The following is a 14,182-nucleotide window of genomic DNA, read 5'->3' on the forward strand; positions in this document are numbered from 1 at the left end:
CTTATGTGCGGCGTCGTTGGAACAGTTTCCCACTCCCCAGTTAATCAACTGATATATGACGCACTGTTGCTCTTGCAACATCGCGGTCAAGATGCTGCCGGCATGGCAACAATGAATGGCAACTCATTCACAATGCATAAGGCAAATGGTTTGGTACGAGATGTATTTAGAACTCGTAATATGCGTAGTCTGATAGGTAGCGCCGGCATTGGCCAGGTTCGTTACCCAACTGCTGGTTCTGCGAGTAGCGAAGAAGAAGCGCAACCGTTTTACGTTAGTGCACCTTACGGCATTATCTTGGCCCATAACGGTAACCTTACCAATGCTGCCAGCTTACGCGTAGAGATGGCCTATCGTGATCGCCGCCATATCAACACCAGCTCTGATACAGAAGTTCTTTTGAATGTACTTGCTGATGAACTTCAAAAAGAAACTAATAGCGCTGCATTGGATGAGGGCGCTATGTTCAACGCCGTTACCCAAGTAACTAAGCGCGTTAAAGGCTCTTATGCGGTTGTTTCATTGATAGCTGGTTATGGCTTATTGGCATTCCGTGATCCATTTGGTATTCGTCCTTTATGTATTGGACGTATTGACACACCTAAGGGACCGGAGTGGATGATTGCCTCTGAGTCAGTTGCGCTTGATGGTCTTGGTTTTACTTTTGTTCGCGATGTCAATCCAGGCGAGGCTATTTACATTGATTTAGATGGTAATTTTTACTCACGTCAATGCGTAGCCGATGCAGTTTTGACACCTTGCATTTTCGAATACGTTTACATGGCTCGCCCTGATTCGACAATTGATGGTGTTACCGTTTACAACGTGCGCATGCGCATGGGTGATTACCTTGCCGAGAAAATTCGTAAAGAAACGATTCCGGGTGAGATTGATGTGGTGATGCCGATTCCGGACTCTAGTCGTCCAGCAGCCATGCAGGTTGCTAAGCGTCTAGGTGTTGACTACCGCGAAGGCTTCTTTAAGAATCGCTATATCGGTAGAACCTTCATCATGCCTGGTCAGGCCGTTCGCAAGAAATCCGTTCGTCAGAAACTGAATGCCATGCGTATTGAGTTCAAAGACAAGACGGTATTGATTGTGGACGACTCCATTGTTCGTGGAACCACTTCATTTGAGATTGTGCAGATGGCACGCGAGTCTGGTGCCAAGAAGGTTATTTTTGCTTCTGCAGCACCTCCCGTGCGATTCCCGAATGTCTATGGCATTGATATGCCAACGCGTAGCGAGTTGGTGGCCTATGGGCGCACTGACGAAGAGATCAATAAGATGATCGGTGCTGATCAGTTGATCTACCAAAGTGTTGAAGACATGAAGCAGGCTGTGAAGGATATCAACCCTAATATTCAGCACTTTGAAGCCTCATGCTTTGATGGTCACTACATCACTGGCGATATCAATGAGTCCTACTTAGATGCTCTAGAGGCGGCTCGCAATACCTCTGAGGCTAAGGCTGACCGTCAACGTGACTCCAGTGATTTTGCACGCTCACAGCTGCATTTGCATTTAGCTACAGAAGACTAAAAACAACGATCGAGTTCCTCAGACATACGTGTCTGAGGCAATTCTGTAATTCGGTGTCAAAATAGCGGTATGAAGAGTAAAACTACCCGCAAAAAACCTGATTTCTCAAAGCTTGCGCTTGAAACCCTAGCGGTTCGCGCTGGAACTCGTCGTACCGCTGAATACCAAGAGCATTCAGAGGCGATGTTCTTAACTTCTAGCTTTTGCTTCGATAGCGCTGAATTGGCTGCAGATGGTTTTGCTCATGCAGATCAGGGCTTTATTTATTCTCGTTTCACCAATCCCACAGTCAGCATGTTTCAGGATCGCCTTGCTGCCTTAGAGGGTGGTGAAGCCTGTATTGCTACGTCCTCTGGAATGGCTGCCATTTTGACAATGGCAATGTCTCATCTTCAGGCAGGCGATCATGTGGTTTGCTCTCGCTCTGTTTTTGGTGCCACCATCCAATTGTTTAGCAACATCTTGGGACGCTTTGGCATCACCACTACTTATGTAGATTTATCTGATACCAAGGCTTGGCAGAATGCCGTTCAAGAAAATACCAAGCTGTTTTATCTGGAAACGCCTTCCAATCCCTTAACTGAAATTGCCGATATCAAAGCTATTTCTAAGATTGCAAAAAAGGCGAAGGCTCTGTTTGCAGTCGACAACTGTTTCTGCACACCAGCTTTGCAAAGACCGCTAGCATTAGGTGCTGATGTAGTCATTCATTCGGCAACGAAGTATTTAGATGGTCAGGGCAGAGTGGTTGGTGGTGCTATTGTGGGTAGCAATGATTTCATCATGGGCAAAGTATTTCCCTACGTAAGAACGGCTGGACCAACACTTTCAGCGTTTAATGCTTGGGTTTTCTTAAAGGGTTTAGAGACTCTTGAGTTACGTATGAGGCAGCAGAGTCAGAATGCTTTGGAAATCGCTCAATGGCTAGAAAAGCAGCCAGGGGTAGAGTGTGTCTATCATCCTGGCCTGAAGTCACATCCTCAGCATGCTCTAGCTAAACGTCAACAAAAAGCGGGCGGCGCCATTTTGTCTTTCACTCTAAAGGGTGGCAAGAAGGCTGCATTCAAACTCATCAATCAAACCAAGCTTTGCTCAATCACCGCAAATTTGGGCGACACTCGCACAACGATTACGCATCCTGCAACCACCACTCACTGCCGCGTTACTCCAGAGGCACGTAAGGCCGCAGGTATCACCGATGGCTTAGTGCGCATTGCCGTTGGACTGGAAAACGTGGTTGATTTAAAGAATGACCTCGTTGGTGGCCTCAAGAAGTAATTGCATAAACGCTAATTGAAGGTCGGAACCAAAATGAGTTTTGCTGATGCTACCCAGTTCTGGAATGAGCGTTTTGATAAGGAAGAATTTATCTTTGGCAAAGAGCCAAATGAATATCTCGTCCAGAAAACTGCTCAATATCTAAAGCCTAATAATTCTGTTCTCTGCATTGCCGACGGAGAAGGGCGCAATGGCGTTTGGCTTGCAAAGCAGGGATTGCATGTTACCGGCTTTGATGTTTCTGACATCGCTCTTGCTAAGGCTAAGCAATTTGCTAATGACAATCAAGTTAGTATCCAATACAGCCTTTGCGATACCGATGGTTTTGATTGGCAGATGAATGCTTATGATGCTGTCATTGGCATCTTCATCCAATTTGCCGATCCAGAAATGCGTGCCAGGATTTTTAAGCAGGTACACCAGACTCTGAAACCTGGCGGCCTATTTATTCTGCAAGGCTATACACCAAAGCAATTGGAATACAAAACAGGTGGCCCATCTCTAATTGAGCACTTGTATACAGAAGAAATGATTCGTGAACTCAGTCAGGGATTTGAAATCCTCGATCTAGAGTGCTACGAAAAAGAGTTATCTGAAGGGCCGAGGCATACGGGCATGTCAGCCTTGCTCGGATTAGTTTCTAAAAAAATTAATTAGGGCTTGTGGATTCTTGAAATCTACGCGGATCGTTAATTGGCCTTAAAGGCATGATGTGAATTTGATTTCCATCCAGCTCAAGATACATCAAGTAGCCAACTTCCATTTGCAGCCTTTTCACTTCGGCTGATGAGGCTTCCCACTCAATCGTGTTTTCACTATCCTGAATTCTCAATTGAATGACTGCTATTTGACCTAGACTGCTCATCTTTTCAACGATGGCTGGCACACTGGCGCTGCTTGGTGCGTTATGAACACTTAAACCACTCTGGGGAATAACCCAAGCCACTCGTGCTTTAGGTGGAATCTTACCTTTGTCAGCAACGTTAAAGACTTGTTCGCAGCCATCCCAGCTTAATTTGCCGGCATCAAAGACGCCATGAAACATATTGCTGATACCCACTAATTCAGCAACCCTTGAATTTCTTGGCTTCTGAAAAAGTGTTTGTGGCGCTGCCGTCTGTAGGCTAATACCTTGGTCTATTACAGTAATTCGATCCGCCAATAAGTCAGCCTCGCGTAAGTCATGCGTAACTAGGAGGATGGGAATATTTAAATCAGTTCGCAGTTCAGCCAATGTCTTATACAAACCTTGGCGTGTTGGTGCATCAATGGCTGAAAACGGCTCATCCAATAGTAAGGCTTTAGGTTGCCTTGCGAGAGCTCTTGCGAGGGCAACACGTTGCTGTTGGCCTCCAGATAATTGATGCGGCATGCGATCTGCAAGACTAGCGATGCCCATGCGATCAAGCAGATCTAGGCTGATTTCCTTGCGCTGAGTTTTATTGAGGCCAGAATTTTGCAGCGGGATTGATACATTATCCAAAGCGCTGAGATGTGGAAAGAGCGCGTACTGTTGAAATAAGAATCCGCAAGAGCGTTCTGCAGGGGACAGTTGTTGTACCTTGTTCCCTAGACCGTCAGCCTCAAACCAGGTCTCATCATAACATTCAATTTTTCCGCTGGCAGGCTTGTTTAAGCCGGCAATAGTTCTTAGGACTGTAGTTTTCCCACTTCCAGAGGGCCCAACCAAAGCATGCAGTTCCCCTGGCGCACATTCCAGGCTAATTTGTAGCGGGCTTGGCAATGCCTGGCTGATCTTTACTTTTAGCATCAGCTTAAGCCTCTGCGTTGATTTGGGTTGCGACCAAATATTCCGTATGAGAGCGCAATGCATACAAGAGATATTCCCAGGAGTACCAGCGCTAATGCACCGGCACCAGCGGTATCAAAGCCCTGAACTTTGTCATAAATGGCAATAGAGGCAGTTTTTGTCTCTCCGGGTATTGCGCCGCCAACCATAAGTACAACGCCGAATTCTCCAAGGGTGTGGGCAAAGGTAAGGGCTGCTGCACCAGTGATGCCTCGCCAAGAGAGCGGTAACTCAATCAAACGGAAGATTTGCCAATTGCTTAGGCCGCTAACTTGAGCAGCCTCCCTGATTTCAGGATTAATGGCTTCAAATGCCCTCTGGATGGGTTGAATTGCAAATGGGATATTCACGATCAATGAGGCGATCAGGATCCCAGTAAAAGAAAATACGAGGGGAATGCCAAAAATACTGGTGTTGCCAAAAGAAACTAGAAAGTAATAGCCCAAAACAGTTGGTGGAAGCACCAAAGGAAGGGCCAAGGCCGCTTCAAGCCAGGGTCGGCTTTTATTGAGCTTCACCAGTTTATGAGCTACCCATATCCCAAATGGCAGCATCAAAGCCATGGTCCAAAAAGCGAGCTTTAAGGACAGCAGAATTGCATCAATATCCATTATTTTGATTGTATTGCCTTTGCGGGCTAGGGTATCCCACTATATAAGTCTTCGAGCCTTGGGTGTCCAATATATGCACGTATACGCATATATTATTAATCTCCAGTGAATATCAAAGCAAAAGTCAAAAAAGCTACTAAAGATCTTTCTCCAGAAGCGATGGAAAAGGTATTCGCTCGCGTTGCCGAATATTTCAATGTTCTTTCTGAGCCATCACGCCTTCGCATCATGTATGCAGTATGTAGTGGCGAAAAGTCTGTTTCTGAAGTCGTTGAGTTATGTGGCTCTAGCCAAGCCAATGTTTCACGTCATCTTTCAGCGCTTCACAAGGCGGGGATCTTGCTGAGGCGTAAGGAAGGCACAACGGTTTTTTACTCGATTGCAGATAACGCTACTGTCGAGATGTGCCAAACGGTTTGCGCCAAGATTGCTGAGAGTTTGCATTAATTTTTGAAGTATCTATTCATCAAAGTAGAGATCATATGACCAAAAAACAAATAGAGATCAGCGCGCAAGATATTAGCGCTATCGAAAAGCCAGTCAATCGGGCTCGCCTAGTTAAGGCGCCTGAGCATTTTATTTCCCAAGAACTCATTGCGGATATCAATGCAAATGGGCTGGATGAAAAGCGCCGTGGTTTCTTGCGCAAAGGATTTATGTCCGCCATTGGTGGCGCAGCAGCCGGTATAGTGGCCCCGTATGCCATGGCTGCAGGCGATGGTGATCCAGCTATTCTAGAAAAGCAAGAGTGGCAAACTACTCTTGGTAAGAATGTAGCAACAATGCCTTACGGAGTTCCGTCGATATATGAATCAAATTTAATTCGTCGTGAGTCTCCGGGTTTAACTCGTGTTTCAGCAGCTTCGGTTGCTTTCACTCCATTGCAAGGTTTGTTTGGCACCATTACACCAAATGGATTGCATTTTGAGCGTCACCACCAGGGTTGGTACAACCTGAATCCTGAAACTCATCGCTTAATGATCAATGGCTTAGTGAAGAACCCACGCGTTTTCACAATGAATGATTTGATGCGTCTGCCTTCCGTTTCTCGTACACACTTCATCGAGTGCGGCGCTAACACTGGATTGGAGTGGGGTAACGTTGCCGTACCTACTGTTCAATATACACACGGCATGCTTTCTTGCTGTGAGTTCACAGGCGTTCCTTTAAAAGTATTACTTGAGGAGTGTGGTGCTGACCTTAAAAAAGGGAAGTTCATGCTGGCCGAGGGCGGTGATGGTTCAGGCATGACCCGTACTATCAACCTCGAAAGCTGCCTGAATGACACGATCGTTGCCTGGGCAATGAACGGTGAGATGTTGCGCCCTGAAAATGGATTCCCATTGCGCTTGGTTGTACCAGGAGTTCAGGGTGTCAGTTGGGTTAAATGGTTACGTCGCCTTGAAGTGGGTGATGCTCCATGGAATGCTAAGGATGAGGCTGTTCACTATATCGAGCTCATGCCTAACGGCGATCACCGCCAATACGCATCAATTCAAGAATGTAAATCGGTTATCACCACTCCATCAGGTGGTCAGCAGTTGCTAGATAAAGGTTTCTACAACGTGAGTGGCATGGCTTGGTCGGGTCGCGGAAAAATCACGCGTGTGGATGTTTCTTTTGATGGTGGCAATAACTGGCGCACTGCTCGCCTTGAAACACCAGTTCTTACTAAGTCGATTACTCGATTCAATATCGATTGGGTTTGGGATGGATCTCCCGCCATCATGCAATCGAGAGCGATGGATGACACGGGCTACATTCAACCTTCGATTAAGACGCTGCGTAATGTACGCGGTACACGATCGATTTATCACAACAATGCAATTCAATCATGGAAATTGGATTCAAACGGCGAGGTGAGCAATGTTCAAGTTGGATAAATTTAGCGTCCGTCTAGGATTTGTAGCGCTCATCGCAATTACTGCGCAGTCATCATTTGCGCAATCTAGTTCCGCCAAGTTTCCTGGCATTGGAAGAACGGCAACTCCTGCAGAGGTTGCGGCATGGGATATTGATGTACGCCCAGACTTCAAGGGTTTGCCAAAGGGATCTGGCTCGGTCGAACAGGGGCAGGTAATTTGGGAGGCTAAATGCGCAAGTTGTCACGGCACATTTGGTGAGTCCAATGAAATCTTTACTCCTATTGCAGGCGGAACTACCAAGGATGATGTAAAGACTGGCCGCGTTGCCTCCCTAAAGGATATGAAGCAACCCCAAAGAACTACATTAATGAAAGTGCCTACGGTATCTACTTTGTGGGACTACATCTATCGTGCAATGCCATGGAATGCGCCAAGATCACTCACGCCAGATGACACTTATGCTTTAGTTGCCTTCATCTTGAGTCTTGGAGAAATCGTTCCGGATGATTTTGTACTGAGCAATACCAATATTGCAGAAGTCAAAATGCCCAATCGCAATGGCATGACTACCAAACATGGCTTCTGGAATGTCACCGGTAAACCGGATGTCAATGGAAACGCCTGTATGCATAATTGCGTACCTTTTGTCCAAATTGGCTCAACATTGCCTGACTTTGCTCGAGATGCGCATGGCAATATTGCAGAGCAAAACCGTATGTACGGACCATATCGCGGCTCAGATTCAACTAAACCACCGTTAAAGGCATTGCCTGGTTCATCTGGTGAAGGTTTGGCTCATGCTAAGGATACGCATTCAGCTGCTAAAAAAGGTCCGGCAGCTTTATTTCAAAGCGAGAATTGCTCTGCCTGCCATGCTCCCAATGCAAAGCTAGTTGGCCCATCTATAGCTGATATTGCCAAGAAATATGATGGTCAGAGTGGTGCTCTGGACAAGTTAATGGCCAAGGTTAAGGCAGGTGGAGCTGGGGTATGGGGTTCAATCCCAATGCCGCCCCAAGCTCAGCTTTCCGATGAAGATCGCAAGACTTTGGTAACTTGGATGCTTTCTGGCGGTAAATGATTTAAATTTAGTAGTTAATTGCAGGTTTTGAAGCAAAATAGCTTATGTTTGTAGGTAAAGATTAATAAAGGAGTTTTTATGAATCAGCAGCGTCGCAGTCTATTGAAGTACTCAGCAGTATTTGGTCTGATGGCCTCAACCGGGCTCATTAGCGTAGCGCAAGCGCAAGAGTGGAATAAAGCGGCATTTGAAGGCAAAAGCCTTGATGACGTTTTTAAAATCCTTGGCGCTGGTAGCCCAGACAAATCGTCTGCTGTTACTTTGAATGCTCCAGATATTGCTGAAAATGGTGCCGTAGTTCCGGTTGGAATCACTACAACATTAAAAGCAGAGCAAATGGCTATTCTGGTTGAAAAGAATCCGAGCGCACTAGCAGCTCAATTCTTCATCCCAGCAGGCACTGATTCTTTTGTAACTACTCGCATCAAGATGGGTCAAACATCCAACGTTTATGCCTTAGTAAAAGCTGATGGCAAATGGAATATGGCCGTTAAAGAAGTCAAAGTAACGCTTGGTGGTTGCGGCGGTTAATACCGCATTACAAACAACACAAACTGAATATATAAACACAGAATAAAAGAGGAACCAAAATGGCTGATCCAATGCGCGTAAGAGCTGCTGAAAATGGCGGTACAGTAGATGTAAAAATTTTGATGAAACATGATATGGAATCAGGCCAGCGTAAAGACGCTTCTGGCAAAACGATCCCTGCTTGGTTTATCAGCACAATTAATGTAAAAGCCAATGGCAAAGATGTATTTAATGGTCAATTTGGTCCAGCAGTTTCCAAGGATCCATTCTTGAACTTCAAATATAAGGGTGCTAAGGGTGACAAGATTGCTGTAACCTGGATCGATAGCAAGGGCGATAAGCGCACTGACGAAGCGACTGCTTCTTAATAGCTTTTTGCTTTAATAATTTTTCACCGCCTCCGTGGTTCTGAAAGGGTAGGAAATGCAGCGTAAATTGACCTTAGGGTTAGCTACTGGTTTAGTGGCAACTTTATTAACAATGACATCTTCGGTGTCGGCACAAAATAGTGCTACGGACGATATTGCTAAATATCGAGAGATGATTGCAGACGGCAACCCTTCAGAGCTTTACGAGGCGGCTGGTGAGGATTTGTGGAAAAAACCAGCGGGCCCTAAAAATGCCACGCTCGAAAAATGTAACTTAGGCTTAGGCCCAGGCGTAGTTAAAGGTGCTGCGGCACAACTGCCGCGCTACTTTAAAGATACAAACAAAGTCCAAGATCTTGAATCTCGCCTGATGACCTGTATGCAGGTACTACAAGGTCGTGATCCGCAAGAGATGATTGATGCGCCATTCCAAAAGGGTCCTAAGAAGGACATGGAGGCGATTGTTGCTTACGTTGTAACTCAGTCTAAGGGCGACAAAATCAAGGTAAGTACCGCCCATCCAAAAGAAAAAGAAATGTATGACCTAGGTAAGCGCGCCTTCTTCTTCCAGGGCGGCCCAATGGATTTTTCTTGCGCATCATGTCATGCTGAAACTGGGAAGCGTATTCGTTTGCAAGATTTGCCTAATATTACTGAACAAAAGGGCGCTGCTTTAGGTTGGGGTTACTGGCCAGCTTATCGCGTCTCAAGTGGTCAATTTTGGACAATGCAACAACGTATCAATGATTGCTTCCGTCAACAGCGTTTCCCATTCCCAATTTATGGCTCAGACGTTACCTTGGCTTTGTCTATGTATATGGCCAAGAATGCTAACGGTGGCACAGTTGAAACACCTGGCTTAAAGCGTTAATGGATAAGAGATGACGAATATGAAAAAGACACACTTAAAGCAGCTCTTAACTATTTCTGGATTGATATTGGCGTTTGGCTTGGTGCAATCTCCTGCGCTGGCTCAGCAAAAGAATGATCCTAAATTCAATAAGATGATTCAAGATAGTTTCCGTGCTGATGGTATTGCCGGATTAAATCGTATTGATCAAGACGCAACACAGAAGTTCTGCTCTGATCCGCAATTTGCCGGCAGCAAACAAGGCGAAGCGATGCGCGAGAAAATTCAGAAGATCAATATGGATTCGATTCAACAGCCGTCTGATGGTAAGTACATCGGCGACTGGAAGAATGGCGAAAAAATCGCGCAAAGCGGTCGCGGTGCCACATGGACAGATAAAGCAGACACCCCAATTGGCGGTGGCTGTTACAACTGTCACCAAATTGATCCTAAAGAAATTTCTTATGGAAATATTGGCCCATCATTAACGGGTTATGGAAAATTACGTGGCTACTCTAAAGAGGTGGTGACTTACACCTGGAATCGCATTAATAATTCCAAGGCGTATAACGCTTGCAGCAATATGCCTCGTTTCGCTCACTTCAAATTACTGAACGAGCAGCAGATTCAAGATGTCATGGCTTTATTGCTTGACCCAGAATCACCTGTGAATAAATAACACATCTAAACAGGCCGAAAGGCCTGTTTTCTTAAGGAATTACTATGTCTTTAAATCGCCGTGAATTCTTGCAAGCACTAGCAATTGCTTCTGCTGGTGGCATGAGTCTGCAGTCCAATTTTGCTAATGCACAAACTACAGCTAAAAAATTCTATGACTTGCCTAAGTTCGGCAACGTACACTTTCTTCATTTCACAGATTGCCACGCTCAACTTCTGCCAATCTATTTCCGTGAGCCTAACGTTAACTTAGGCATTGGCGCTCAAGGAGGAAAGACGCCCCATCTAGTAGGTGAATACTTCCTTAAGGCAAATGGCATAGCTGCCGGCACCCGTGATGCCCATGCCTTCACTTACTTGGATTACGTAGCTGCAGCACAGAATTACGGCAAGATGGGCGGCTTCGCTCACATGGCAACCCTGATTAAGCAAATTAAATCCAGTCGTCCAGGCGCATTGTTATTAGATGGTGGTGATACTTGGCAGGGATCTGGAACTGCACTCTGGACCAATGGTCAGGATATGGTCGATGCAGCCTTGCTCTTAGGCGTTGATGTCATGACTCCGCATTGGGAAATGACTTTAGGTGAGAAGCGCGTAATGGAAATCGTGAATGGTGATTTCAAGGGCAAGGTTTCTTTTATTGCTCAAAATATTAAGACGGCAGACTTTGGTGACTCCGTATTCAATCCGTATGTCATGAAAGTGCAGAACGGAATTCAAGTAGCCATCATTGGTCAAGCCTTCCCATATACGCCGATTGCTAACCCACGCTATTTCACTCCTGATTGGACATTTGGTATCCAGGAAGAGAATTTACAAAAGACGATTAATGAAGTCCGCTCAAAAGGTGCGAAAGTCGTTGTATTGCTGTCGCATAACGGCATGGACGTCGATTTGAAGATGGCTTCACGCGTTAGCGGCCTTGATGCAATTATGGGTGGTCATACTCATGATGGAGTGCCAATCCCAGTCAAGGTGAAGAATTCAGGTGGCGTCACCTTGGTTACCAATGCTGGATCCAATAGCAAATTCTTGGGCGTGCTAGATTTTGACGTTAAGGGCGGCAAGCCTGTTGATTTCCGCTACAAACTCTTCCCAATCTTCTCAAATATGATTCCGGCTGATCCGGCTATGAATAAGTTGATCGCTAAAGTTCGCGCTCCATATGAAACAAAGTTGAATGAAAAGTTAGCCACTACCGATAGCCTCTTATATCGTCGCGGTAATTTCAACGGTAGTTTCGATCAATTAATTTTAGATGGATTGATGGCTCAGAAGAATGCAGAGATTGCATTCTCCCCAGGCTTCCGCTGGGGTACTAGCTTGTTGCCAGGACAGGCCATCACCCGTGAAAACTTGTTAGATCAAACCGCTATTACCTATCCATACACCACAGTTACAAACATGACTGGTGAAACAATCAAGACTATTCTTGAGGATGTGGCGGATAACTTATTTAATCCTGATCCGTACTACCAGCAGGGTGGTGACATGGTCCGTGTTGGCGGTATGCAATACACCATCGACCCTGCAGCCTCTGCAGGTAAACGCATTAGCGATATGCGCTTAAACGGCAAGGACATTGACCCAAGCAAGACTTATAAAGTCGCAGGTTGGGCGCCGGTAAGTGAAGAGGCTAGAAATGTTGGTGGTGAGCCGATCTGGGATGTAATCGAGCGTCATTTACGCGATGTGAAGGTTGTTAAGGCTGTGAAGCTAAACGAGCCAATCATTAAAGGCGTCAAAAATAACCCAGGTATGGTTTCAATCTAATTTCTTACTAATCAGAGATCCGTTATGAAAAAATTACTTCAGTGCCTTGCAGCCTCTTTAACTTTTTTGTCTCTGGGTACTTATGCTGCAGGCCCAACAGAAGTTGTTTATCACATTGATGATGCGGAGACTCAAGGTATTAAAGGTTTACGTAATATCCGCAACCATTTGGATGTATCTCCACAAACCAAGATCATTGTTGTTACCCATGCCAATGGCGTAGACATCATGATGGAAGGTGCAAAAGATAAGAAGAATGGAATTGAATATGCTCCTCTGATAGGCGCATTGAAATCACGCGGCGTTCGTTTTGAGGTCTGCGAGATTACTTTAAAGAATCGTAACCTAAAGAAGGATCAATTTATTCTCGATACTGACTTCACGCCCTCAGGTGTTGTTCGTGTAGCCGACCTTCAGTACCAAAATCATTTCGCTTACATCAAGCCTTAATTTTTAGCCGTGATGGCCGTTCGGATGCGATCGCTCCTTCTCCTTGTCGTATCGATTTTTTTATCTGTAACAACGGTTTATGCTGCAGATGATTTACTTCTTAACCCTATCCAGGTAGCGCCACATACTTATTTCGTGCAAGGCTTTGCTGAAATGGGTAGTAGTAAGAATCAGAACTTCATTTCCAATGCAGGTTTTGTTATTACGCCAAAAGGTGTAGTTGTAGTTGATGCTTTAGGTTCGCCGGTTCTCGCGAAGAAGTTGATTGATGAAATCAAAAAGATCACGCCTCAGAAAGTGGTCGCAGTTATTGTGACGCACTACCATGCTGATCATGTTTACGGTCTTCAAGAGTTTAAAAAAATTGGTGCAAAGATTTATGCGCAGGGTGAGGGTAGAAATTACCTCTCCTCTGAAACTGCCAAGCAGAGACTAATTGCTTCTCGGATTGATTTCGCCCCATGGGTAAATGCTTCGACTAAGCTTGTTGGTGCTGATGTATGGATAGATCAAAGCTATACGCTGACAGTCGGCGGAATTGAATTCAAGATCGGCAGGGTGGGTCCTGCCCATGCTCCGGAGGACTTGATCATTTACGTTCCATTAGAGAGGGTGCTCTTTGCAGGAGATTTAGTATTCCGGGGTCGAATTCCTTTTGTGGGCAATGCAGATAGTAGGGGATGGTTGCATGCTTTGGATGAAATTCAGGCATTGAACCCCAGCATCGTCATTCCTGGTCATGGCGCTTATTCAACTAATCCAGCTGAAGATATCCGCTTCACCAGGGAATATTTGAAGTATCTACGTGAATCGATGACCAAATCGGCTGTAAATATGGATCCTTTCGAGGATGCCTATAAGCAGACAGATTGGTCAGAATACGAAGGAATGCCCTTATTTAGGGCGGCAAACCGCATGAATGCCTATAACGTTTACCTCTCGATTCAGGCGGAATAGGGCAGATTTGTCATCTGGGCTTTAAAATAGTCGTTTACTTCGCTAAATGACTGATTTCAAATGAAATTAACACTGCTTAAGTTTAGCTTTACTCTCGTTGCTCTTTTCGGGCTGCATTTGTCCGCTTACGCAACGCCGGATCTTGCGAACGGTAAGAAGATTGATCAGCAGAAATGCTACGCCTGCCACGCCAAGAAATCTGGCTTTGGCAATGGCGATATGATCTACACGCGCAGTGATAGCAAGGTTAAAAATCTCCAAAATTTAAAGTCGATGGTTGCAATGTGTAATACAGAGCTCCGTCTCGATCTTTTCCCTGAGGACGAGGCAGATGTGACAGCCTTTCTCAATAAACAGTTTTATAAATTTAAATAATTTCAGTAAA

Annotated in this window: 16 protein-coding genes; 14 read left to right on the forward strand and 2 right to left on the reverse strand. The window is 45.4% G+C overall.

Going from position 1 to position 14,182, the window contains the following annotated elements; genetic code table 11:
• The first annotated feature begins 3 nt into the window (after nt 1–3).
• From purF to ICN14_RS02340, 3 genes are all read left to right on the forward strand, one after another.
• Complete coding sequence (gene purF, locus ICN14_RS02330; RefSeq protein WP_216181271.1) at nt 4–1,542, forward strand: amidophosphoribosyltransferase; 1,539 nt, start codon at nt 4–6, stop codon at nt 1,540–1,542.
• 69 nt (nt 1,543–1,611) lie between these two features.
• Nucleotides 1,612–2,820, forward strand: a complete 1,209-nt coding sequence (locus ICN14_RS02335) for an O-succinylhomoserine sulfhydrylase (RefSeq protein ID WP_216224523.1) — start codon at nt 1,612–1,614, stop codon at nt 2,818–2,820.
• A gap of 33 nt (nt 2,821–2,853) precedes the next feature.
• Nucleotides 2,854–3,477, forward strand: a complete 624-nt coding sequence (locus tag ICN14_RS02340) for a bifunctional 2-polyprenyl-6-hydroxyphenol methylase/3-demethylubiquinol 3-O-methyltransferase UbiG (RefSeq protein ID WP_216224525.1) — start codon at nt 2,854–2,856, stop codon at nt 3,475–3,477.
• On the opposite strand, the gene ICN14_RS02345 is transcribed toward ICN14_RS02340, so the two are convergent.
• Nucleotides 3,470–4,591, reverse strand: a complete 1,122-nt coding sequence (locus tag ICN14_RS02345) for an ABC transporter ATP-binding protein (RefSeq protein ID WP_216224527.1) — start codon at nt 4,589–4,591, stop codon at nt 3,470–3,472. The genes ICN14_RS02340 and ICN14_RS02345 overlap by 8 nt on opposite strands.
• Nucleotides 4,591–5,241, reverse strand: a complete 651-nt coding sequence (modB, locus tag ICN14_RS02350; protein ID WP_216224529.1) for a molybdate ABC transporter permease subunit — start codon at nt 5,239–5,241, stop codon at nt 4,591–4,593. Before modB ends, ICN14_RS02345 begins: the two co-directional genes overlap by 1 nt.
• A gap of 105 nt (nt 5,242–5,346) precedes the next feature.
• On the opposite strand from modB, the gene ICN14_RS02355 reads away from it, so the two are divergent.
• The 11 genes from ICN14_RS02355 (at nt 5,347) to ICN14_RS02405 (ending at nt 14,172) form a co-directional block, all read left to right on the forward strand.
• Nucleotides 5,347–5,688, forward strand: a complete 342-nt coding sequence (locus tag ICN14_RS02355) for a metalloregulator ArsR/SmtB family transcription factor (protein ID WP_216224531.1) — start codon at nt 5,347–5,349, stop codon at nt 5,686–5,688.
• Nucleotides 5,689–5,768: 80 nt separating this feature from the next.
• On the forward strand, nt 5,769–7,124 hold the full coding sequence (gene soxC / locus ICN14_RS02360) for a sulfite dehydrogenase (protein WP_370624808.1): 1,356 nt from the start codon (nt 5,769–5,771) through the stop codon (nt 7,122–7,124).
• The gene (locus tag ICN14_RS02365) at nt 7,108–8,187 is read left to right on the forward strand and encodes a c-type cytochrome (protein ID WP_216224535.1); all 1,080 of its coding nucleotides are present in this window, start codon (nt 7,108–7,110) and stop codon (nt 8,185–8,187) included. The genes soxC and ICN14_RS02365 overlap by 17 nt, the downstream gene beginning before the upstream one ends.
• Before the next feature lie 78 nt (nt 8,188–8,265).
• Entirely contained in the window at nt 8,266–8,718 is a 453-nt protein-coding gene (gene soxY / locus ICN14_RS02370) for a thiosulfate oxidation carrier protein SoxY (RefSeq protein ID WP_216181295.1), read from the forward strand.
• A 59-nt stretch (nt 8,719–8,777) separates the two neighbouring features.
• Nucleotides 8,778–9,086, forward strand: coding sequence for a thiosulfate oxidation carrier complex protein SoxZ (gene soxZ, locus ICN14_RS02375; protein ID WP_088527539.1), 309 nt, complete (start codon nt 8,778–8,780; stop codon nt 9,084–9,086).
• A 55-nt stretch (nt 9,087–9,141) separates the two neighbouring features.
• Nucleotides 9,142–9,957: a sulfur oxidation c-type cytochrome SoxA gene (gene soxA, locus ICN14_RS02380; RefSeq protein ID WP_216224537.1), complete on the forward strand. Its 816-nt coding sequence runs from the start codon at nt 9,142–9,144 to the stop codon at nt 9,955–9,957.
• A gap of 19 nt (nt 9,958–9,976) precedes the next feature.
• On the forward strand, nt 9,977–10,615 hold the full coding sequence (soxX, locus tag ICN14_RS02385) for a sulfur oxidation c-type cytochrome SoxX (RefSeq protein WP_216224985.1): 639 nt from the start codon (nt 9,977–9,979) through the stop codon (nt 10,613–10,615).
• A gap of 44 nt (nt 10,616–10,659) precedes the next feature.
• Entirely contained in the window at nt 10,660–12,390 is a 1,731-nt protein-coding gene (soxB, locus tag ICN14_RS02390) for a thiosulfohydrolase SoxB (RefSeq protein ID WP_216224539.1), read from the forward strand.
• 24 nt (nt 12,391–12,414) lie between these two features.
• A complete protein-coding gene (locus ICN14_RS02395; protein ID WP_216224541.1) occupies nt 12,415–12,840 on the forward strand; it encodes a DsrE family protein in 426 nt (141 codons plus the stop codon).
• 24 nt (nt 12,841–12,864) lie between these two features.
• A complete protein-coding gene (locus tag ICN14_RS02400; protein ID WP_255535926.1) occupies nt 12,865–13,797 on the forward strand; it encodes an MBL fold metallo-hydrolase in 933 nt (310 codons plus the stop codon).
• Between the two features lie 60 nt (nt 13,798–13,857).
• Nucleotides 13,858–14,172: a hypothetical protein gene (locus ICN14_RS02405; RefSeq protein WP_255535927.1), complete on the forward strand. Its 315-nt coding sequence runs from the start codon at nt 13,858–13,860 to the stop codon at nt 14,170–14,172.
• The last annotated feature ends 10 nt before the right edge of the window (nt 14,173–14,182 follow it).

It is taken from the genome of Polynucleobacter sp. MG-27-Goln-C1, from assembly GCF_018881905.1.
Lineage (GTDB): Bacteria > Pseudomonadota > Gammaproteobacteria > Burkholderiales > Burkholderiaceae > Polynucleobacter.

What these genes read in the sequence shown, in the direction of transcription:
- ICN14_RS02340 (WP_216224525.1), top strand. Translation starts at nt 2,854, where the DNA reads ATGAGTTTTGCTGATGCTACCCAGTTCTGGAATGAGCGTTTTGATAAG.
- ICN14_RS02365 (WP_216224535.1), top strand. Translation starts at nt 7,108, where the DNA reads ATGTTCAAGTTGGATAAATTTAGCGTCCGTCTAGGATTTGTAGCGCTC.
- soxX (WP_216224985.1), top strand. Translation starts at nt 9,977, where the DNA reads ATGAAAAAGACACACTTAAAGCAGCTCTTAACTATTTCTGGATTGATA.
- ICN14_RS02400 (WP_255535926.1), top strand. Translation starts at nt 12,865, where the DNA reads ATGCGATCGCTCCTTCTCCTTGTCGTATCGATTTTTTTATCTGTAACA.
- ICN14_RS02345 (WP_216224527.1), bottom strand. Translation starts at nt 4,591, where the DNA reads ATGCTAAAAGTAAAGATCAGCCAGGCATTGCCAAGCCCGCTACAAATT.
- purF (WP_216181271.1), top strand. Translation starts at nt 4, where the DNA reads ATGTGCGGCGTCGTTGGAACAGTTTCCCACTCCCCAGTTAATCAACTG.
- ICN14_RS02395 (WP_216224541.1), top strand. Translation starts at nt 12,415, where the DNA reads ATGAAAAAATTACTTCAGTGCCTTGCAGCCTCTTTAACTTTTTTGTCT.
- modB (WP_216224529.1), bottom strand. Translation starts at nt 5,241, where the DNA reads ATGGATATTGATGCAATTCTGCTGTCCTTAAAGCTCGCTTTTTGGACC.
- soxA (WP_216224537.1), top strand. Translation starts at nt 9,142, where the DNA reads ATGCAGCGTAAATTGACCTTAGGGTTAGCTACTGGTTTAGTGGCAACT.
- soxB (WP_216224539.1), top strand. Translation starts at nt 10,660, where the DNA reads ATGTCTTTAAATCGCCGTGAATTCTTGCAAGCACTAGCAATTGCTTCT.
- soxZ (WP_088527539.1), top strand. Translation starts at nt 8,778, where the DNA reads ATGGCTGATCCAATGCGCGTAAGAGCTGCTGAAAATGGCGGTACAGTA.
- soxY (WP_216181295.1), top strand. Translation starts at nt 8,266, where the DNA reads ATGAATCAGCAGCGTCGCAGTCTATTGAAGTACTCAGCAGTATTTGGT.
- ICN14_RS02405 (WP_255535927.1), top strand. Translation starts at nt 13,858, where the DNA reads ATGAAATTAACACTGCTTAAGTTTAGCTTTACTCTCGTTGCTCTTTTC.
- ICN14_RS02335 (WP_216224523.1), top strand. Translation starts at nt 1,612, where the DNA reads ATGAAGAGTAAAACTACCCGCAAAAAACCTGATTTCTCAAAGCTTGCG.